At 28.6% G+C, this 19,019-nt stretch carries 24 protein-coding genes; 22 read left to right on the top strand and 2 right to left on the bottom strand.

What is annotated here, in order from left to right; translation table 4 throughout:
* Positions 1–171 precede the first annotated feature (171 nt).
* The 7 genes from D9R21_RS01145 to D9R21_RS01120 are packed head-to-tail and all read left to right on the top strand — an operon-like array spanning position 172 to position 3,308.
* Positions 172–738, top strand: a complete 567-nt coding sequence (locus D9R21_RS01145) for an RNA polymerase subunit sigma (RefSeq protein WP_241568631.1) — start codon at positions 172–174, stop codon at positions 736–738.
* 57 nt (positions 739–795) lie between these two features.
* Positions 796–945 (top strand): 50S ribosomal protein L33, encoded by a 150-nt coding sequence (gene rpmG / locus D9R21_RS01140; protein ID WP_004028373.1) that lies wholly within the window; start codon positions 796–798, stop codon positions 943–945.
* 11 nt (positions 946–956) lie between these two features.
* Positions 957–1,394, top strand: coding sequence for a preprotein translocase subunit SecE (secE, locus tag D9R21_RS01135; protein ID WP_126820745.1), 438 nt, complete (start codon positions 957–959; stop codon positions 1,392–1,394).
* Between the two features lie 31 nt (positions 1,395–1,425).
* Positions 1,426–2,079, top strand: a complete 654-nt coding sequence (nusG, locus tag D9R21_RS01130; RefSeq protein WP_126820744.1) for a transcription termination/antitermination protein NusG — start codon at positions 1,426–1,428, stop codon at positions 2,077–2,079.
* A 46-nt stretch (positions 2,080–2,125) separates the two neighbouring features.
* Entirely contained in the window at positions 2,126–2,269 is a 144-nt protein-coding gene (locus D9R21_RS08485; RefSeq protein ID WP_255416594.1) for a DNA-3-methyladenine glycosylase, read from the top strand.
* Positions 2,253–2,720 (top strand): DNA-3-methyladenine glycosylase, encoded by a 468-nt coding sequence (locus tag D9R21_RS01125; RefSeq protein ID WP_255416593.1) that lies wholly within the window; start codon positions 2,253–2,255, stop codon positions 2,718–2,720. The genes D9R21_RS08485 and D9R21_RS01125 overlap by 17 nt, the downstream gene beginning before the upstream one ends.
* 9 nt (positions 2,721–2,729) lie before the next feature.
* Complete coding sequence (locus D9R21_RS01120; RefSeq protein ID WP_126820743.1) at positions 2,730–3,308, top strand: HNH endonuclease signature motif containing protein; 579 nt, start codon at positions 2,730–2,732, stop codon at positions 3,306–3,308.
* 35 nt (positions 3,309–3,343) lie between these two features.
* Here D9R21_RS01120 and D9R21_RS01115 read toward each other — a convergent pair whose 3' ends face one another.
* Positions 3,344–3,847: an isochorismatase family protein gene (locus D9R21_RS01115; protein ID WP_126820742.1), complete on the bottom strand. Its 504-nt coding sequence runs from the start codon at positions 3,845–3,847 to the stop codon at positions 3,344–3,346.
* Positions 3,848–3,941: 94 nt separating this feature from the next.
* Between D9R21_RS01115 and rsmG the strand changes: the two genes are divergently transcribed.
* The 15 genes from rsmG (at position 3,942) to D9R21_RS01040 (ending at position 18,705) form a co-directional block, all read left to right on the top strand.
* The gene (rsmG, locus tag D9R21_RS01110; protein WP_126820741.1) at positions 3,942–4,640 is read left to right on the top strand and encodes a 16S rRNA (guanine(527)-N(7))-methyltransferase RsmG; all 699 of its coding nucleotides are present in this window, start codon (positions 3,942–3,944) and stop codon (positions 4,638–4,640) included.
* A gap of 59 nt (positions 4,641–4,699) precedes the next feature.
* On the top strand, positions 4,700–5,470 hold the full coding sequence (locus D9R21_RS01105; protein ID WP_126820740.1) for a ParA family protein: 771 nt from the start codon (positions 4,700–4,702) through the stop codon (positions 5,468–5,470).
* A complete protein-coding gene (locus tag D9R21_RS01100; protein ID WP_126820739.1) occupies positions 5,460–6,356 on the top strand; it encodes a ParB/RepB/Spo0J family partition protein in 897 nt (298 codons plus the stop codon). The genes D9R21_RS01105 and D9R21_RS01100 overlap by 11 nt, the downstream gene beginning before the upstream one ends.
* Before the next feature lie 21 nt (positions 6,357–6,377).
* On the top strand, positions 6,378–7,478 hold the full coding sequence (ychF, locus tag D9R21_RS01095; protein WP_126820738.1) for a redox-regulated ATPase YchF: 1,101 nt from the start codon (positions 6,378–6,380) through the stop codon (positions 7,476–7,478).
* A 12-nt stretch (positions 7,479–7,490) separates the two neighbouring features.
* The gene (gene ispF, locus D9R21_RS01090) at positions 7,491–7,949 is read left to right on the top strand and encodes a 2-C-methyl-D-erythritol 2,4-cyclodiphosphate synthase (RefSeq protein WP_126820737.1); all 459 of its coding nucleotides are present in this window, start codon (positions 7,491–7,493) and stop codon (positions 7,947–7,949) included.
* A gap of 26 nt (positions 7,950–7,975) precedes the next feature.
* Positions 7,976–9,427 carry a glutamate--tRNA ligase gene (gene gltX, locus D9R21_RS01085; RefSeq protein WP_126820736.1) on the top strand — a complete coding sequence of 484 codons (1,452 nt, stop codon included), beginning with the start codon at positions 7,976–7,978 and terminating at the stop codon, positions 9,425–9,427.
* Between the two features lie 7 nt (positions 9,428–9,434).
* Positions 9,435–10,664: an HD domain-containing protein gene (locus D9R21_RS01080; protein WP_126820735.1), complete on the top strand. Its 1,230-nt coding sequence runs from the start codon at positions 9,435–9,437 to the stop codon at positions 10,662–10,664.
* 18 nt (positions 10,665–10,682) lie between these two features.
* Complete coding sequence (gene rpoE / locus D9R21_RS01075) at positions 10,683–11,192, top strand: DNA-directed RNA polymerase subunit delta (RefSeq protein ID WP_126820734.1); 510 nt, start codon at positions 10,683–10,685, stop codon at positions 11,190–11,192.
* A gap of 84 nt (positions 11,193–11,276) precedes the next feature.
* Entirely contained in the window at positions 11,277–12,872 is a 1,596-nt protein-coding gene (locus D9R21_RS01070) for a CTP synthase (protein ID WP_126820733.1), read from the top strand.
* 68 nt (positions 12,873–12,940) lie between these two features.
* Positions 12,941–14,242 (top strand): adenylosuccinate synthase, encoded by a 1,302-nt coding sequence (locus D9R21_RS01065; protein WP_126820732.1) that lies wholly within the window; start codon positions 12,941–12,943, stop codon positions 14,240–14,242.
* The gene (gene purB, locus D9R21_RS01060) at positions 14,242–15,534 is read left to right on the top strand and encodes an adenylosuccinate lyase (protein ID WP_126820731.1); all 1,293 of its coding nucleotides are present in this window, start codon (positions 14,242–14,244) and stop codon (positions 15,532–15,534) included. Before D9R21_RS01065 ends, purB begins: the two co-directional genes overlap by 1 nt.
* 15 nt (positions 15,535–15,549) lie before the next feature.
* Positions 15,550–16,119, top strand: coding sequence for an aminoacyl-tRNA hydrolase (gene pth / locus D9R21_RS01055; RefSeq protein WP_126820730.1), 570 nt, complete (start codon positions 15,550–15,552; stop codon positions 16,117–16,119).
* Entirely contained in the window at positions 16,109–17,017 is a 909-nt protein-coding gene (gene rsmI, locus D9R21_RS01050) for a 16S rRNA (cytidine(1402)-2'-O)-methyltransferase (protein WP_126820729.1), read from the top strand. The genes pth and rsmI overlap by 11 nt, the downstream gene beginning before the upstream one ends.
* Positions 16,995–17,759, top strand: coding sequence for a hypothetical protein (locus D9R21_RS01045; protein WP_126820728.1), 765 nt, complete (start codon positions 16,995–16,997; stop codon positions 17,757–17,759). The genes rsmI and D9R21_RS01045 overlap by 23 nt, the downstream gene beginning before the upstream one ends.
* 70 nt (positions 17,760–17,829) lie before the next feature.
* Positions 17,830–18,705, top strand: coding sequence for a hypothetical protein (locus D9R21_RS01040; RefSeq protein WP_126820727.1), 876 nt, complete (start codon positions 17,830–17,832; stop codon positions 18,703–18,705).
* A 72-nt stretch (positions 18,706–18,777) separates the two neighbouring features.
* Here D9R21_RS01040 and D9R21_RS01035 read toward each other — a convergent pair whose 3' ends face one another.
* Positions 18,778–18,972 carry a hypothetical protein gene (locus tag D9R21_RS01035; RefSeq protein WP_126820562.1) on the bottom strand — a complete coding sequence of 65 codons (195 nt, stop codon included), beginning with the start codon at positions 18,970–18,972 and terminating at the stop codon, positions 18,778–18,780.
* Positions 18,973–19,019 lie beyond the last annotated feature (47 nt).

Below are 19,019 nucleotides of genomic sequence, written 5' to 3'. Positions count from 1 at the left end.
ACGAATATATTAATGATGTTAAAAAATGAAATAAATGATATTCAAGCCGCAAAGAAAAGGATATAATAAATAAAAGTTTATAAACCTTTTTTACTAATACTTACTTTTTGGGGTGCACTATAATGTTGCAACAATAAAATTTAATTTAGAAAGGATTTGACTATTGTTACGATGAATGAATATGAATTACTTTATTTATTTCAAGAAGGTCATAATCAAACAGCATTATTTAGTTTATATAAATTATATGTACCCTTTCTAGAAGATGTTAAGCACCAAACTTTTTATAAGTATTTTGGTTTACCAATTGAATTAGTTGATTTAGAAAGTTTAAAGTATTTTTCAGTATTAGAAAGTGCCAAAATGTATAATCCCCATTCGTCAAAAAAATTAAAAGACTTTATTTTTCAACGTTACACATGAGATATTCATAAACAAATTCGTCAATTTTTTAATTTAAAAAATAAAGTTTTAAATTATTACATTAAATTAACTAATGAAAATATTACTAATCAAGATGAAAATTTTTCAAATAAAATTGCTTGTTTTGATGAACGAAAACAAATTATTAAAATATTTTATCAACGATTATCACCATTAGAAAAAGAAGTATTTCGGTTATGATTTGATGGTGAAAATATTTATAATATTCACCACTTATTAGGGTTAAATTATCGGCAAGTTGATAATGCAATGCAACGAATTATGCAAAAAAAAAAGAGATTTTTACAAAAATAGTTAATTAAGTATATTAATATTGTTATTAATATACTATAATTAATTATGGTGAATATTATGCGCGAAAAGATTATATTAGTATGTTCAGAATGTTTAAATCGAAACTATACAACATTTAAAAACAAAATGACACAAAAAGAACGATTAGAAATAAATAAGTTTTGTAAAACATGTAATAAACATACTAAACATAAAGAAACAAGGTAGGGGTGTTTGCAATGAAAAAAAATGAAAAATCAAAAAAGAATGTTAAAACTGTTTTAACAAAAGAAGAAAAAAAAGCGTTAAAAGTTCAAAATAAAAATGAAAAATCAGCGCTAATTTTTCAAAAAAAAGCAAGTAAAACAGCACCAATTCAAGTTGGGACAAAAAAAGTAAGCACAACACCAAAGGTTGATGAGAATGGTGAACCAATTAAAAAAGGTCTTTTTAAGCGTAAAAATTCAAATAAAAGTAAAAAAACAAATTGAAAATTAGCTTTTCGTGAATTTCCTGTCAAAATGGCAAAAGAAGTCACAAGAATTCGATGAACAAGTAAGGGTAGTTTAGGACGCAAGTTTTTAATCACAATTTTATTTATTATTGCTTTTGCGGTGTTTTATTTAGTATTAGATTTAGTTTTACATCATTTACTAACTGTTGCTCGCATTATATAATAGATAAGTTTAAAAGGAGTAAAGTAAGGTAATGTTAGGGAAAAACACAATAACAGATGAAATCATTGATAATGATAAAAGTGAAGACAGAGAAACTATAGAAGATGTTACAAAGTATCCTGGAAAATGATATGTAATTAATTGTTATTCTCGACATGAAGACCGTGTTCGTGATGACTTAATTCAACGGGTAGAATCATTAAATATGAAAGATGTTGTTTTTGATATTAGAGTTGTAAAAGAGATAGTTTCAGCCAAAAAAGGTGGAAAACTAATAGAAAAAGAAAAAAATGTTTATCCAGGTTATATTTTTATTAATATGATTATGAACGATGAATCTTGATATATTGTTCGGAACACAACGGGGGTTACTGGATTTATTGGCTCATCGGGGCGAGGAACAAAACCTTTTCCTTTAACAGATCAAGAAGCAGGGACAATGCTTTCAAAATCATTGGCAGCTAAAAAAACAGCAACACAGCAAGGGAAAAAAGTTAAAAAAGTATTTGTGGCAAACTTTGAAGTGAATGATTATGTTCGAATTTTATCAGGAACTTTTACTGGTATGGAAGGACAAGTAACAAAAATTGACACTTCAAAAGGGATTGCGATAGTAAATTTAGAAATGTTTGGTCGTTTGACGCCTACTGAAGTTGAATTTGACCAATGTAAAAAAATTGGTTAGGTTAGCATAGCAAATTAATATTAATTTTTGTTATGCTTTTTTTAAAATGATAAATGTAAACCGTTTAACTGGGGATACTTTTTTTATGCGAAATGCTGTTGTTGTTGCACGCGAACTATTAGGGAAATATTTAGTTCGAATTATTGATGGGAAAAAAATTATTTGTAAAATTATTGAAACTGAAGCTTAGTGATGGACCCGAAGATGATGCTAATCATGGTTTTAACAATAAACGTAGTTCTCGTAATGAAACACTTTTTTGAAAAGGTGGCTTTGCACATGTTTTTCTCATTTATGGGATGTATCATTGTTTTAATATTGTTACTTACCAAGTTGATTTTCCAAGTGCAGTTTTATTACGCGCTGGTGAAATTATTATTGATGAAACTGTTCCTGACTTTGTTTCAACACCACGGTTAGCAAATGGTCCTGGGAAGTTATCACGCTATTTAAAAATTACTAAAGCTGATGATGGACTTTCTCTGCTAGAAAGTTTAGTTTTATATCTTGCCGAAGATACAGCACCAACTGCAATTGAAATTACAACTACACCACGGGTCAACATTGAGTATGCAACAAATTTTAAATTAAAACCATATCGATTTTATATTACAGATCATAAAGCAGTTTCGAAAAAATAAGAGGTCAAAATGAATAAAGCAAAAAAAGCAGAAATTTGAAAGGTTCACCGGAAATTTCCTTGTCTTGAGATTAGCAATATGGGGCGCGTTCGTAATATTGTAACAAAGAAAGTTAAGGAATTAAAGAAGCCAAAAAATACTAATTATTATTTAATTCGTCGTCGTGAAGATGGAAAAACAAAAACAAGGCCATTACATAAGTTGGTTGTTGAGTTATTTATTGGTTCAGTTCCGCCAAATATGACAATTGATCATATTAATGGTAATCCTCGTGATAATCGAGCAGAAAATTTAGAAATTGTTTCAAAACGAGAAAATACAATTCGGCAAATTAGGATGTGATCACATCCGCATAGTTTTTATAATCGAGATTTAGTGGAAGCACATAGTGAGAAACGATGAATGTATCGTGGTGAACTATATAATTGAATTGAAATCTTAAAGCTATTACATGCTCAAGGAATTATATACTATCAAGTGAAATGAAAAGGAAGTAGTAAAGGGCTAATTGGTCAATTACCAAATCGTGAAACAATTATGCGTGTCAAAAATATTGATTCTAATAATAATAATGATGATGATTTTTAAAAAAACTATTATGTTGTTTATTCATAATAGTTTTTTTAAAAAATGATTTGTGGTTTAAGTCCAGCACTAGCATTTAAGTCAATAATACCATGATAGTTTAATTTAATAGCATCAACAAGTGTTGCTGATATGCAAACATCTGTAGCAACACCAACAATGACTAAGTTAGTAACCTTGTGTTCTTGAAGAAATTCATGTAATCCATTTGAAGTATGATTATCACTAAAAAAACCACTGTAGCTATCAAAATCTTGTTGTGTTCCTTTTAAAATAATATGGTCAAATTGCGATGTAGTTAATTTATATAATTCACTGCCAAATGTATTTGCAATGCAATGTGGACCTCATTTAGCAAACGAACAATGATTATTAGGATGAAAATCTTTTGTCGCAATAACTAAATCACCATTCTGATGAAATTCATCAATTAAAGCAACAATTTTTTCATATAATTTTTCTGCTCCTGGAACATATAACGCTCCTTTAGGATCAACAAAGTCATTTTGATAATCAACCACAATTAAGGCTTTTTTATTCATTTCATAATCCTCTCAATTATTTTTTAAATGTTTATATATTACCATATATATTGTTATAATGTTAAAAGAAATTAAAAATTCTAGGGGGATATTGATGATTAAATTAATTAAAACAGCGTTACCAGAATTAGAAATTACACCTGAGCAAGAAAAACAGTTACAATTATATTATCAATATTTATTTGAACAAAACCAAATTATGAATTTAACTACAATTATTAATGAAGACGAGGTTTATCTTAAACATTTTCTTGATTCAGGATTATTATTAAAAGAATTCTCATTGTCAAAGGAGATGACAGTTAGTGATGTTGGCAGTGGGGCTGGTTTTCCAGGGCTGGTTTTAAAAATTCTTTGCCCAACAATTAAATTAACAATTATTGAAGCATTAGAAAAACGATGCTTATTTTTACAACGATTAGTGATGAAGTTACAATTAAAAAATGTTGAAATTATTCATGCTCGAGCAGAGGAATATAGTCTAGAGCATGCTGAATCTTTTGAACTTGTTGTTTCTCGTGCTGTTGCTAATTTAGGGGTGCTTTTAGAATTAGTAGTGCGAATGGTTAAAACATCGGGAAGGATTATTTGTTATAAAGGGCCAAATGTTAAGGCTGAATTACAAGCAGCGCAAAAAACTTTATCAGTTTTAAATTTAAAATTAGAAAAAATTCAACATGAAACGATTCCACAACTTGGTGAACGGAACATTTGTTATTTTATTAAAACAGAGGCAACTGCAGAACCATATCCTCGTCGGTTTAATCAAATAAAAAAATTTCCAATTGGATAAAGTGTTATATAATAATAATGTATAAAATTATCAGATGCAACGGAACAGAAAGGACAATTATGGGAAAAATTATTGCAATCACAAACCAAAAAGGTGGCGTTGGTAAAACAACAACTTCGATTAACTTAGCGGACGGATTGGCACGTACTGGACGAAAGATTTTATTAGTGGATATTGATCCACAAGGAAATGCAACAACGGGGACAGGTGCTAATAAAGAAGAAATTCATGAAAGTATGTATGATGTTTTAGTTGGACAAATCCCATTAAAAAATATTATTATTTCAAATATTATGACTAATGTTGATTTAGCACCAGCAACTATTTCATTAGCGGGAGTAGATATTTATTTGATGGAAAGAACAGAAGATAACCAAAGCATTTTATTAGAGCGGATTAAACCGGTTCGTGATAAGTATGATTTTATTTTAATTGATTGTCCCCCTTCCTTAGGATTAATTAATCGAAACGCACTAGCTTGTGCTGATTCTGTTTTAATTCCAATTCAAGCAGAGTATTATGCTTTAGAAGGTTTGGCACAGTTATTAACAACAATTCATTTTGTACAAAAAATGTTTAATGAAAGTTTAGCAATTGAAGGAATTGTTTTAACAATGTTTGATTCACGAACAAAATTATCATTTGAAGTGATGACAGAAGTTAAAAAATATTTTAATGAAAAAGTTTATCGAACACATATTCCAAGAAATGTTAAAATTAGTGAATCACCATCACATGGTTTGAGTATTTTTGAATATGATAAAGGTGGTGCAGGTGCAGTTGCTTATGAAGAATTAGCGAGAGAGGTGTTGGCAAACAATGGCAAGTAATACTAAGAGTCGATTAAGTTCAAAAGGGCTAGATAAAATTTTTGGTGAAGGAATCAACGAAGTAATTAAAGGGATTGAAAGCAATGATGCATTAAAAGAGACAGCGAATGAAATTGTATTAGCGGAAATTTTTCCTAATCCGCATCAACCCCGCAAAAATTTTAATGAAGAAGAATTAACAGAATTAGCACAGTCAATTAAAGAATATGGTTTAATTCAACCTATTATTGTAAAAAAAACGAATAATGGTTATTATTTAGTTGCGGGAGAGCGTCGTAGTCGGGCTGCCAAATTAGCAGGATTAACAACAATTCCAGCAATTGTTGTTGATTTTAATGATCAGCAGATGAAAGAAGTTGCTTTAATTGAAAACATTCAACGGGTTGATTTAAATTCAATTGAAGAAGCTAATGCTTATAAAGAATTAATTGAGTTACTAGGATTAACCCAAGAAGAATTAGCACAACGAATTGGAAAATCACGAAGTCATGTCACAAATACGATGCGATTATTAAATTTACCAACTGAAGTGCAAACCTTGTTATTAGAAAATAAAGTAACAATGGGGCAAGTTAAACCATTAATTAGTTTAAATGTTGACAAAAATGAATTAAAAAATATTATTAATAAGATTATTAATTTAAATTTAAATGCGCGTCAGGTTGAAGAATTGGTCAAAGAATATAATCCAAAAATAACGAAACCATTAATTGAAAATTCAGAGAAGGATTCATCAAAACGAGCCGTTAATGAATTTTTGGAAAATAAAATAATGCGAAAATTAGGAACAAAAGTAGTTATTTATACTGACCAAATTGTTATCAAGTATACTGGAATTAAAGATTTAAACCGTATTTTAGAATTATTATGTTTAATTGATGATTAATTAATAGTAAGGAAGAACATAATGGCATTAAAAATGGGAATAGTTGGTTTACCAAACGTTGGTAAATCAACTTTATTTAACGCAATTACAAATTCACAAGTTGAAGCAGCTAATTATCCATTTGCAACAATTAATCCAAATGTTGGAACGGTAGAAGTTCCTGATGAACGAATGGATACTTTAATTACTCTTTGTGCTCCGCACAAAGCAATTCATAGTACCTTTGAATTTTATGATATTGCTGGATTAATTGCGGGAGCTAGTAAAGGTGAAGGTTTAGGAAATGCTTTTTTGCAAAATATTCGCGAAACTGATGCAATTTGTATGGTCATCCGTTGTTTTGATAATAAAGATATTACCCACGTTGAAGGAACAATTGATCCAATTCGTGATATTGAAATTATTAATTTAGAATTAATTATTTCTGACCAAGAACAAATTAAAAAACGAATTGATAAAATTAGAAAAAAAGCACAAACTTTAAAACAAAAAGAAGATGTTTTTGAGTATGAATTATTATTAAAGTTAGCAACAGGATTAGAACAAAATAAATTATTAAAAGATTTAACATTATCAGATGATGAACTAAAAGTAGTAAAGAATTTTAATTTATTAACAATTAAACCTTTTATTTATGTTGCTAATGTTGCAGAAAGTGATTTAAACCAACCAGATAATTTTTATGTTAAAACAGTTAAAGAATATGCTCAACAACAAGCAATTGAAGTCGTTGTTATTTGTGCTAAAATTGAAGAAGAATTATCAGCATTAGAACCAGATGATCGGAAATTATTAATGGCTGATTATGGCATTAAAGAAGCTGGTTTAAGTCAATTAATTAAAAAATCTTATGCTTTATTAGGTTTACAAACATTTTTTACTGCTGGCAAGCAAGAAGTACGAGCATGGACTTTTAAAAAAGGAGCAACAGCACCAATGTGTGCAGGAATCATTCATTCTGACTTTGAAAGTGGTTTTATTCGAGCAGAAGTTTATTCGTATGATGATTTAGTGCAATATGGTAGTGAAAAAGCTGTAAAAGAAAATGGTCGGTTACGAAGCGAAGGAAAAACTTATGTTATGCAAGACGGCGATATATGTTTTTTTAAATTTAATGTTTAGGGAGAAATAATAATGCGAATTGGCAATAGTTATGATTTACATAATTTAAAAGTAGGAACTGGTTTTTATTTAGGGGGAATTTTTATTCCATGCCAATACCAAATTGAAGCTGTTTCTGATGGTGATATTTTGTTACATACAATTAGTGAAGCAATTATTGGAGCCTTAGGATTAGGTGATTTAGGAGAATGGTTTGATGAAACAAATAAAAAACTTAATTCACAATTAATTTTAAAAAAAGCATTAACATTAATGACTGAACAGAATTATCAAATTAGTAATATTGATGCAACAATTATTATTGATGAACCACACTTGCAAAAGCATAAAAAAGCAATTAAAACTAATTTACAAAAATTATTACAAATTACGGCTGAAAAAATTAACTTAAAAGCAACAACTACTGAACAAAATTTTACAAATATTATCCAAAGTCATACAACATTATTACTTTTAAAGCAAAATGATTAGGTCAAAAGTTAGAATGGGGGATTAAAATGAAACAAAAAGTCAGATTACGTTACGCACCAAGTCCAACGGGATTTTTACATATTGGTAATACAAGAACAGCATTATTTAATTATTTATTTGCAAAACATTATGATGGTGTTTTTGTTCTACGAATTGAAGATACAGATATTGAACGAAATGTTGAAGGAGCGATTGCGTCACAATTAGATAATTTACGTTGATTAGGAATTGAACCAGATGAAACAATTGATCGCCCAGGGGGGGCTTATGGACCATATCGACAATTAGAACGGTTAGAACTTTATCAAAAATATGCGCAAAAATTATTAACAACAAAAAAAGCATATTATTGTTTTTGTACACCAGCTGAAATTGAAAAAGACCGTGAAGAACAATTGGCAAAAGGATATCTTTCACCACGTTATAATCGCAAATGTTGACAATTAACTTCTGAACAAATTGCTGAAAAATTAGCAAAACAAACCCCATATAATTTACGTTTTTTCGTTCCTGATGAAGCAAGTTATGATTTTAATGATTTAGTCCGCGGTCCTGTTCATTTTGAAGGAAAAGATCTTGGCGATTGAGTTATTTTAAAATCAAATGGAATTCCAACTTATAATTTTGCGGTCGTAATTGATGATATGTTAATGGAAATTAGTCATGTTGTTCGGGGAGAAGAACATATTTCTAATACACCAAAACAATTAATGATTTACGAAGCATTTAATGCTAAGCCACCAATTTTTGCTCATTTAACCTTAATTGTTAATGAGCAACATAAAAAGTTGTCAAAACGAGATAGTCATTTAATGCAATTTATTAACCAATATCGAACATTAGGATATTTACCAACAGCAATTTTTAATTTTATTAGTTTATTAGGATGATCGCCTCCGGGCACTGTTGAAATTTTTAGTCATGATGAATTAATTAAAATTTTTGATGAAACGCGGTTTAGTAAATCGCCAAGTATGTTTGATATTAAAAAATTAACTTGAATGAATAATTATTATCTTAAAGCAATGAATGATGAGGATTATCTAACTTTTGTTCGACCTTTTTTAGCAGAAAGCTATGATTTAACAAAAAAAACACCAGAATGAGTAAATATGTTATTATTAATTTATAAAAAAGAACTTCAATATGGGGCAGAAATTGTGACCTTAACAAAACCATTTTTTGAATCAACAACAAAGTTATCAATGGCAACGCAAGCAGTGTTAACAGAATTGAGCGGTTATGAAGAAATGATAACATCTTTTAAAACAGCGTTAAGTCAATTGCCAGTTTGAGATGAACCAAATATTAAGCAATTAATTAGTAAAATGGGGGAACAATATGCTATGAAAGGAAAGAATTTATTTATGCCAATTAGAATTTTTACTTCTCATCAAGAACATGGACTAGAACTAGCCAAGGTTATTTATTTATTAGGGAAAGAACAAGTAATTAATAATATTACTAAATTACAATAACGAAAAAATGAAATTACCACTAACAATCCGAGATAGTGTTCATGGCGATATTGAAATTAATGAAGAAATTACCGTAAAATTAATTAACACTCCAGAATTTCAACGCTTGCGTCGCATTAGTCAATTAGCAGGGGGACAATTTGTTTTTCCAAGTGCGTCGCATACGCGTTTTTCACATTGTATTGGTGTTTATCATTTAGTTAGTAAAATGTTAGAAACAGCAAGTTTTCAAGAAATGTATAGTACGCATGAACAATTATTGGTTAAATTAGCAGGATTACTGCATGATGTTGGTCATGGTCCATTTTCACATACATTTGAAATGACTAATCATGTCACAAAACAGAATATTAGTCATGAAAATTATTCGTCTTTATTAATTAAAAATCCAACAACAAATATTAATAAAATCTTAGCGGTTGAATTTAGTCCAGAAGAAATTAATGAACTATGTATGATGATTGAAGGTAAACATCCGGACGGGGTTTTATCATCGTTAGTATCTTCACAATTAGATGCTGACCGAATGGATTATTTATTACGTGATGGACAAACAAGCGGTGTAGGTTATAGTCATGTTGATACACAGTGAATTATTCGGCATTTATTTATTAAAGATAAAAAGATTGTTTTTCCGTTAAAAGTACAGTATGCAATTGAATCATTTTTAATTGGCCGTTATCATATGTATAAGCAAATTTATTTACATCCACTAAGCATTGGATTTGATTTAACTTTCCAAATGATGTTCAAACGATTGTATGATTTATACCATAGCAATTATCAATTTAAAAATAAAGTAATAATTACTTTATTAATTCCAGTGTTGGAAGGAAAAATGATGAGTCCAGATCAATATTGTACATTAAATGATTATACATTATTTACATATTTAAAAATGTTAGAAAATGAAAATGATGAAATTTTAGTTACATTAATTAAAATGTTCACGACACGAAATTTTTTGCAAAAAATAAACCCAGCAAAAAGAAATTTCGAAGAAATTAAAAATAATTTGATAAAAAAATATAAAAACCATTATAATTACTTTATGGTTGAATATAACCTAAAACCAATTAAATTATATGATAGTGATACTAAACCAATTTATATTGATACACCAAAAGGAATTAAATGCATTATGGAAGTTTCAGAAGTCTTAGCATTTAAAAATAATAGTAAAAAGACAGCAACAACAATTTGGTTTTCAATTTTAGAAAAATATGAGAATGATTAATAAGAAAGGTTTAAATTAATGAACGATAATGTAGAGTTATTAGAATTAGTGTATTCATATTTAAAAAAGAAAAAAAATAGCGATACTTTTGAAAATATTTGAAATGATATTGCATCAAAAAGTGATGTAACAGTTCGGGGAGCCAGCAAAGAAGATGTTATTGCAGAATTATATACTGATTTGGTCTTAGATAATCGTTTTGTGTTGACAAGTGAAGGTATGTGAGGGTTATGTGAATTCTTAAAATATGATGAAATTAAAAAACAATATGATTATACTGACCGGTTTGAAACAACAGAAGAATTTGAAGATATTGATTTAGCTGATGATGATGAAGATGAAGAGAAAAATGATGAAGAAGAATCATTAATTGATACTCTTGATTTTGATGATACATTAGTTGATGATGATTTAATTGAAAATGATTATTCTATTAATGATGACGATGAAACAGTAGCAACTAAATTGGGTATTACAGAAGAAATTGACTGAAAAGCTCTTGAAAAAGAAATGGAAGAAAATAATTAATACCAAGATTAAAGAGTGTTAGAAGTGACAACCCTGTTAATTTCTAAACTCTTTTTAATTTGAGGATGAAAGGATGATAAGACAATGGCAAAATATATTTTTGTAACTGGTGGAGTTGTCAGTGGCTTAGGGAAAGGCATTACAGCTTCTTCAATTGGTGTTTTATTAAAAGCAAGTGGATTAAATGTTTTTATGCAAAAATTTGATCCATATTTAAATGTTGACCCCGGAACAATGAGTCCTTATCAACATGGTGAAGTTTTTGTAACAGCAGATGGTGCTGAAACAGATTTAGATTTAGGACATTATGAACGTTTTATTGATGAAAATTTAACAAAAGAATCAAATATCACTTCAGGACGAATATATAAAAATGTAATTGAAAAAGAACGCCGTGGCGAATATGAAGGTGGGACAGTTCAAGTTGTTCCCCATGTTACTAATGAAATTAAAAAGAAAGTTTATCATGCGGCATCAACATCAAAAGCAGATATTATTATTACTGAAATTGGGGGGACAGTTGGTGATATTGAATCGTTGCCTTTTATTGAAGCAATTCGTCAAGTTCGCATGGAACAAGGACGAGAAAATGTTATTTATATGCATGTTTCATTAGTTCCATATATTGCAGCATCAAAAGAATCAAAGACAAAACCAACGCAACATTCAGTGCGAGAACTATTATCACTAGGGATTCAACCAGATATTGTTGTTGCTAGAACTGAACAAGTTTTAGAGGATAATGTCCTTGAAAAAATTGCGCTATTTTGTAATATTGAAAAAAATAATGTTTTAGTAGCTACTGATGTTGCTAGTATTTATGAAGTACCATTAAAAATGTATGAACAAAATGCTCAAATAGTAATTAGCAAGTTATTAAACTTAAAAGTCACAAAAACTGATATGTCAGGATGAAAACAATTTGTTGAAAAAATTAATCACTCACAAGAAGTAATTGAGATTAAATTAGTTGGAAAATATATTGAACTTCCAGATGCTTATTTATCAGTTAGTGAATCGTTACGAATTGCTGGATATGAAAATAAGGTTAAAATTAAAATTGATTGAATTAAAGCCGAAGATATTAATAAAAAAAATTATCAACAATTATTAAAAAATGCAAAAGGGATTTTGGTTCCTGGTGGTTTTGGTGAACGTGGTTTTGAGGGGAAAATTTTAGCATGTCAATTTGCTCGTGAAAATAACATTCCATTCTTTGGAATTTGTTTTGGGATGCAAGCAGCTGTAATTGAATTTGCCCGTAATGTTTGTCACATTCAGGATGCTAATTCTTCAGAATTAACAGAAACAAAAAATGCAATTATTGATATTATTCGTGGCAAAGATAAAACCGATGCTTTAGGAGGAACATTACGCTTAGGTAATTATAAGACAACTTTAGTTCCAAACACATTAGCACATAAGTTATATGGGAAAGATGAGATTTTGGAACGTCATCGCCATCGTTATGAAGTTAATAATGATTTTCGTGAACAATTAGCACAAGCAGGATTAGTATTTAGTGGTCTTTATGCTGAGAAAAACTTAGTGGAAGTTATTGAAATACCGAACCATCCTTTTTATCTTGCTGCACAATATCATCCGGAGTTTACTTCTCGGCCAAATAAACCAAATCCATTATTTAATGGTTTTGTGCAAGCAGTAATTAACAATAAATAAGATGAAAAATTTGAAAAAATAGGTAGATTTATATTAAGATTAAACCGTAGAAAGGTTGGAAATAAGTTATGAGCGGTACAAATTATCGAACACTAGCGATTGTTGGGAGCCAGTGGGGTGATGAAGGAAAGGGTAAAATTACTGATTATTTTGCTCAACAAGCAGATGTTATTGTTCGTTGAGCTGGTGGTGATAATGCTGGACATACAATTGTCATTAAAGGAACAAAATATAAGTTAAGTATTGTTCCTTCTGGTGTTTTTAATAAAAAATCAATTAATGTAATTGGGAATGGTTGTGTTGTTAATTTACGTAAATTAGTTAGTGAAATTAATTATTTACAAGAACATGGTTTTGATTGCAAAAATTTACGAATTAGTGATCGTGCCCATTTAATTTTTCCATATCATATGAAAATTGATGAATTGCAAGAAGAGTATCGCCAAAAAGATTCAATTGGAACAACAAAAAAAGGAATTGGTCCCTGTTATCAAGATAAAGCAGAACGAATTGGGATTAGATTAGGTGATTTATTTGATGAAAAAGGATTTTTACAAAAATTAGAAAATAATTTAAAATTTAAAAATGAAGTTTTAACAAAAGTTTTTAATAGTGAAGGATTTGACCCAAAATTAATTTGAAAAGAATATTTGGCATTATTTCAACAAATTAAAACACTAGTAACTGATACTTCAATTTTAGTTGATAATGCAATTCATACTCATCAAAAAGTTTTGTTTGAAGGCGCACAAGGAGTAATGTTAGACTTAGATCATGGTACTTATCCTTTTGTTACGTCATCAAATCCAACAGCAGCTTCAATTCCGGTTGGTGTTGGGATTGCACCGCGTTATATTAACAGTGTTTTAGGAATTGTTAAAGCATATAATACTCGTGTTGGAACCGGGCCATTTCCATCAGAAATTTTTGGCGAAGTTGAAACATATATTCGTGAAACAGGACGTGAATATGGGACTGTATCGGGGCGTGCGCGTCGAATTGGATGATTTGATGGTATTTTAATGAAACATTCGTTGCGAATTAGTGGTTATACTAGTATGGCAATTATGTTATTAGATGTTTTAACTACTATTAAGGAATTAAAAATTTGTATTGGCTATGAATATCAAGGACAACAAATTGATTATGTTCCAAGTACAATTAAAGAATATGAGATGTGTAAACCAATTTTAATAACAATGCCAGGCTGAGATGAGGACATTAGTAATGTTACAACATTTGAAGATTTACCACATAATGCTCAACAATATTTAATGAAGTTAGAAGAAATAGTTAGTGTTCCAATTAGTTTATTTTCTGTTGGTCCTGACCGTGAACAAACTATTTTAATGAATAAGGAGATTTTTTAATGATTGAACGTTATTTTGTTCCAGAGATTGGAAAAATTTGAAGTGATGAAAATAAATATAATACCTGAGCAAAAGTAGAATTATTGGTTTGTGAAGGATGGGCACAATTAGGATTAATTCCCACAACAGATATTAAAAAAATTAAAACTAATTTAACAGTAAACTTACCACGAATGTTAGAACTGGAAGCTGAAACAAAGCATGATGTTGTTGCTTTTACTCGAATGTTATCAGAAACATTGGGATCAGAAAAAAAATGAATTCATTATGGTTTAACATCAACTGATATTGTTGATACTAGTCAAAATTATTTAATTAAAGAATCAAACTATATTGTTAAAAAATATATGCTTGAATTAAAAGAAGCGTTAAAAGAAAAAGCTCTTACTTATAAAAATCAATTAATTATGGGTCGTACCCATGGAATGTTCGCCGAACCAACCTCATTAGGATTAAAATTTTTACTTTGATATGCTGAATTAGAGCGTAATATTAGGCGGTTTGATGCTGAAGGTTCAGCAATTGCTGTTGCAAAAATATCAGGTTCAGTTGGTAATTTTGCGCATGTTGAAGTTCAAGTTGAAGAATATGTTGCAAAACAATTAGGGCTAAACCTTGACCCAATTACAACGCAAGTAACATCACGTGATTATCATATTGCATTATTTACAAGTTTTAGTCAAATTGCTAGTTTGTTAGAAAAAATGTCGCTTGAATTTCGTCACTTCCAACGTTCAGAAGTGGCTGAAATTGCGGAAGGATTTAGCAAAAGTCAAAAAGGTTCATCTTCAATGCCACATAAAAAAAATCCAATTAGTGCGGAAAATATTGCTGGCTTAGCTCGTTTAGTGCGTAGTAATATGAATGTTACATTTGAAAATAACTTATTATGACATGAACGTGATATTTCCCATAGTAGTAATGAACGAATTATTATTCCCGACACATATCATTTAGTAGTTTATTTATTGAAACGAATGATCGGTGTTATTAATAATTTGGTTGTTAGTCCGGATAAAATTATTGAACATTTACAACAAGCCAATCAAATTTATTTTAGTCAAGTTGTTTTAACAAATATTTTGAAAGAAACTAATTATTCACGAGAAGAAGTTTATGATTTTATTCAAAAATGTACTTTAATCGCACAACAACAGCAACTTGATTTTAAAAATGTTTTAATTGATAATAATATAGCAAAATATTTAGCCTTACCAAAATTAGAAAAATTATTTGATAACAATTATTTTTTACGAAATATTGAACAGATTTATCAACGAGTGCTAAATTAAAAAAGGAGCGAGATAATGAAGTTAATTGTGGGTTTGGGGAATCCAGGTAATGAATATACTTATAAAAGACATAATATTGGTTTTTTAGCCATTTCTAAGTTGGTAGATAAATTTAATTTAGCAAAGCCAAAAAATGCTTTTAATGCTTTAATATGAGAAACAACAATTAACAACGAGAAAGTTCTTTTTTGTCAACCACAGACTTTTATGAATCTAAGTGGATTTGCAGTTTATCAAATTAAACAATTTTATAAATTAACATTAGAAGATATTATTGTCATTTATGATGATAAAGATATTCCTTTCAATGTTATTAAGTTAAAAAAGAATGGTTCAAGTGCTGGTCATAATGGAATTAAAGATTTAATTCAAAAACTAGGTAGTGAAAATTTTTTACGGATTCGTTTAGGAATTGGTAAAGATGTCCAAATTCCAACCCGAAACTGAGTACTAGGAAAATTTTCTCCTAGTCAGTTAGAACTTATTAATAATGATTTATTAGAAATAGTTTATCAAATTATGGTGCAATATTTAGAAAAAGCAACTAGTTTTGATAAATTAATGAGTCTTTATAATGGCAAATAAAATTAAACAATATAGTTTTAAAAGTAATAATCCGAAAATTTACTTAATTGCAACTCCAATTGGTAATTTGCAAGAAATGACACCACGAGCAATTGAAGTTATTAAACATGATGTTCAAAAAATTTATTGTGAAGATACGCGGAACACAATTAAACTATTAAATTATTTTAATTGTAAAAAACAGTTAATTTCTTTAAATAAAGAAAATGAAATGCAACGCTTAACAGAAATGTTAAATGATTTAGCACAAAACTTATCAATTGCAATTATTAGTGATGCCGGTTATCCACTGATTAGTGATCCAGGTTATTATGCTGTTAACCATATTTTGGAACATTATCCCTATGATGTAATTCCGATTAGTGGTGCTAATGCTGCTTTAAACGCCATTGTTAGTTCGGGTCTTAATCCTCACCATTTTTTATTTTTTGGTTTTTTAAATAAAGCAAAAACAAAAAAAAATAATGAGTTAGAACAACTGCTATCATTTCCATATCCTATTATTTTTTATGAAGCACCGCATCGAATTTTAGAAACATTAAAAATAGTTAAATCAGTTTTTGGTGAGCGTAAAATTGCCATTGGTAAGGAAATTACAAAAATTCATGAGCAATGATATCGTGGACAGTTAAGTGAAGTGCTTTTGTTTTTACAACAAGAAGAAAATGCTGCTTTTGGTGAGTATGTCCTTGTTGTTGATGGAGCGGGGAATCTTCCAGTTCCTGTTATTGCAGATGAAATTTTAGTTACCGAAATTGACCAATTAATTACAAAGCAAAATTATCGCGTTAAACAAGCAATTGATTTTGTCGCAAATAAATATAAAATTAGTAAAAATGTTTTATATAATAAATATCATCAGCAAAAGGAGCACGATGGAAAAAACAGAACGAATTAAACACTTAGTGTTTTGTAGCATTCTCTTTAGCTTAGAAATTATTGTTTTACCCTTAACTTATTTTTATATTTTAATTTATTATCAATTAAATTGATTAAGTTATTTATGATATTTTGTTAGTTGATGAAGTGTCCAAACTGATTTTTTAATTTTATTATTTGCCTTCGGAGGATTAATTTACTTTACAAAATTACGAAATTGTCATTTTGTAACAAACCAGTTTTTTATTTTATACATTGTCTTTTCTACCTTGTTAACATTTTTATTTTTTACACTTGGGACAGTTATCGGTGCCATTACTGGTGAAAAGTTTACTGCCAGTTGGAATAGCCTCGCAATTTATTGAATTAGTACAACAGTGCAGCATTGATTGTGTCCCGCGATTTTCATTATCTATTTTTGCATTGTGGTTGAAAAAGAATGTATTAATTATAAAAATTTTTATTTACAAAATTTATATAAGTTTTATCTTCATTCAATTTTTTATACTATTTTTATTGCTGCTCGGGAAGGAGTTTTATTATTAACCCCAATTGATGAAAAATTGTGAAATTATAGTATGCCAGCAAATAACTACTATGTACAATATTTTTTTCAAGATTTTCGCCGGTTAGAATATTATCTTTTATATTTAATTGTGTTAAGTATCATTATTGCTTTATTAATAACATTGGTTGTTAATTTAAATAATTTATTAGTTAACCACCAGAAAATTAAAGAAAGTCAAGAAAAAATAAATTAAATTTAAATAATTCTTATTTTACGGTAAAATTGAAATACATAAAAATTATAGAAGAATAGAGGGATAAAAAATGACAGAACAGAGTAATTTCTGAACAGATGTTGAAAAAGGAATGATGAGTTATTTAACAAAATATATTAATCTTTTTGAAACAGACTATGCAAAAGACACAGCGGAAAAAAATCCAAAAATAGAAGCTTTTTTAGCAGGAGCAAAGTTTAAAACTAATTTTGAAGATTTATTTAATTTTGTGAAAACAGAAATCAAACTATTATTTGATGATATTAGAGCAGAATATTTACAAGATAAAAAACCAGAAGAAATTGATCAGAAAAAAGTTACAACATTAATTGAAGTAAGCAAATTATTTAACGCAATTATTCCATTGCCACGATTTTTAAATGATTTTATGACTAGTGCAAAAGAAGCTAATCCGGTTGATTTAAATAAACTTTTTGTAAATATGATGAAAGTAGAAATTGGTGAGTTAACAAAAATTTATGATGATGAGATTAAAGATCTTGACCCAGCGCTTGATAAATGTTTAAAAGAGATTAATAATGCTAATGATGCCTTGGAAATTTGAAATTTAGTAAATCAATTAGGTTTATTTTTACAACGTAATATTATGTTAACTGATTTTTCTCCTGAAAAAGAAGAAGAAAAGTTAAAAGGACAATTAGCAAATATTGATCAAATTGAAAAAGATTATAATGATGGAAAAATTAAATTACCAGAATTTAATAAAGAAAAAATTATTGAAGAGGTCCAAACATATCATAATTTTGTCATTGCATTAAGTCCGGAAAAACAATTAGAAATTGCTGAAAAAACAACAGAATATCGTAATAAAGTCGTTCCTTTAGTTCAAATTATTCAATGCTTACATGATTTATTAATTAATATCTTAACTGCAACAAATATCATTAATACAGCAAAACAATAAAAATTTATTGTTTTTTTATTTCTAGTGATAAAAAAATAATAAAAAACTAGACTGCACCCATTTTAGTAAGTACTAATAAAAAGTATTTACTATTTTTTTTATTATATCTTTTTCTTTACGATTTGAATATCATGTATTTCATTTTATAACATCTTGTATATATTCTTCATGTGAATTATATATTTTATTATGGATTGTAGCTTTCTTAAGTAATGAATGAAAACTTTCTATAACAATATTATCTGCACAGTGGTATTTTTTACCCATTGAAATTATAATACCGTTAGAGACACATTTATAGTGATAAATAGCGG

The organism is Spiroplasma endosymbiont of Megaselia nigra (genome assembly GCF_003987485.1).
GTDB lineage: Bacteria > Bacillota_I > Bacilli_A > Mycoplasmatales > Mycoplasmataceae > Spiroplasma.
Note: the sequence above shows the minus strand (reverse complement) of the source record. Positions and strands in the feature narration are given on the sequence as shown.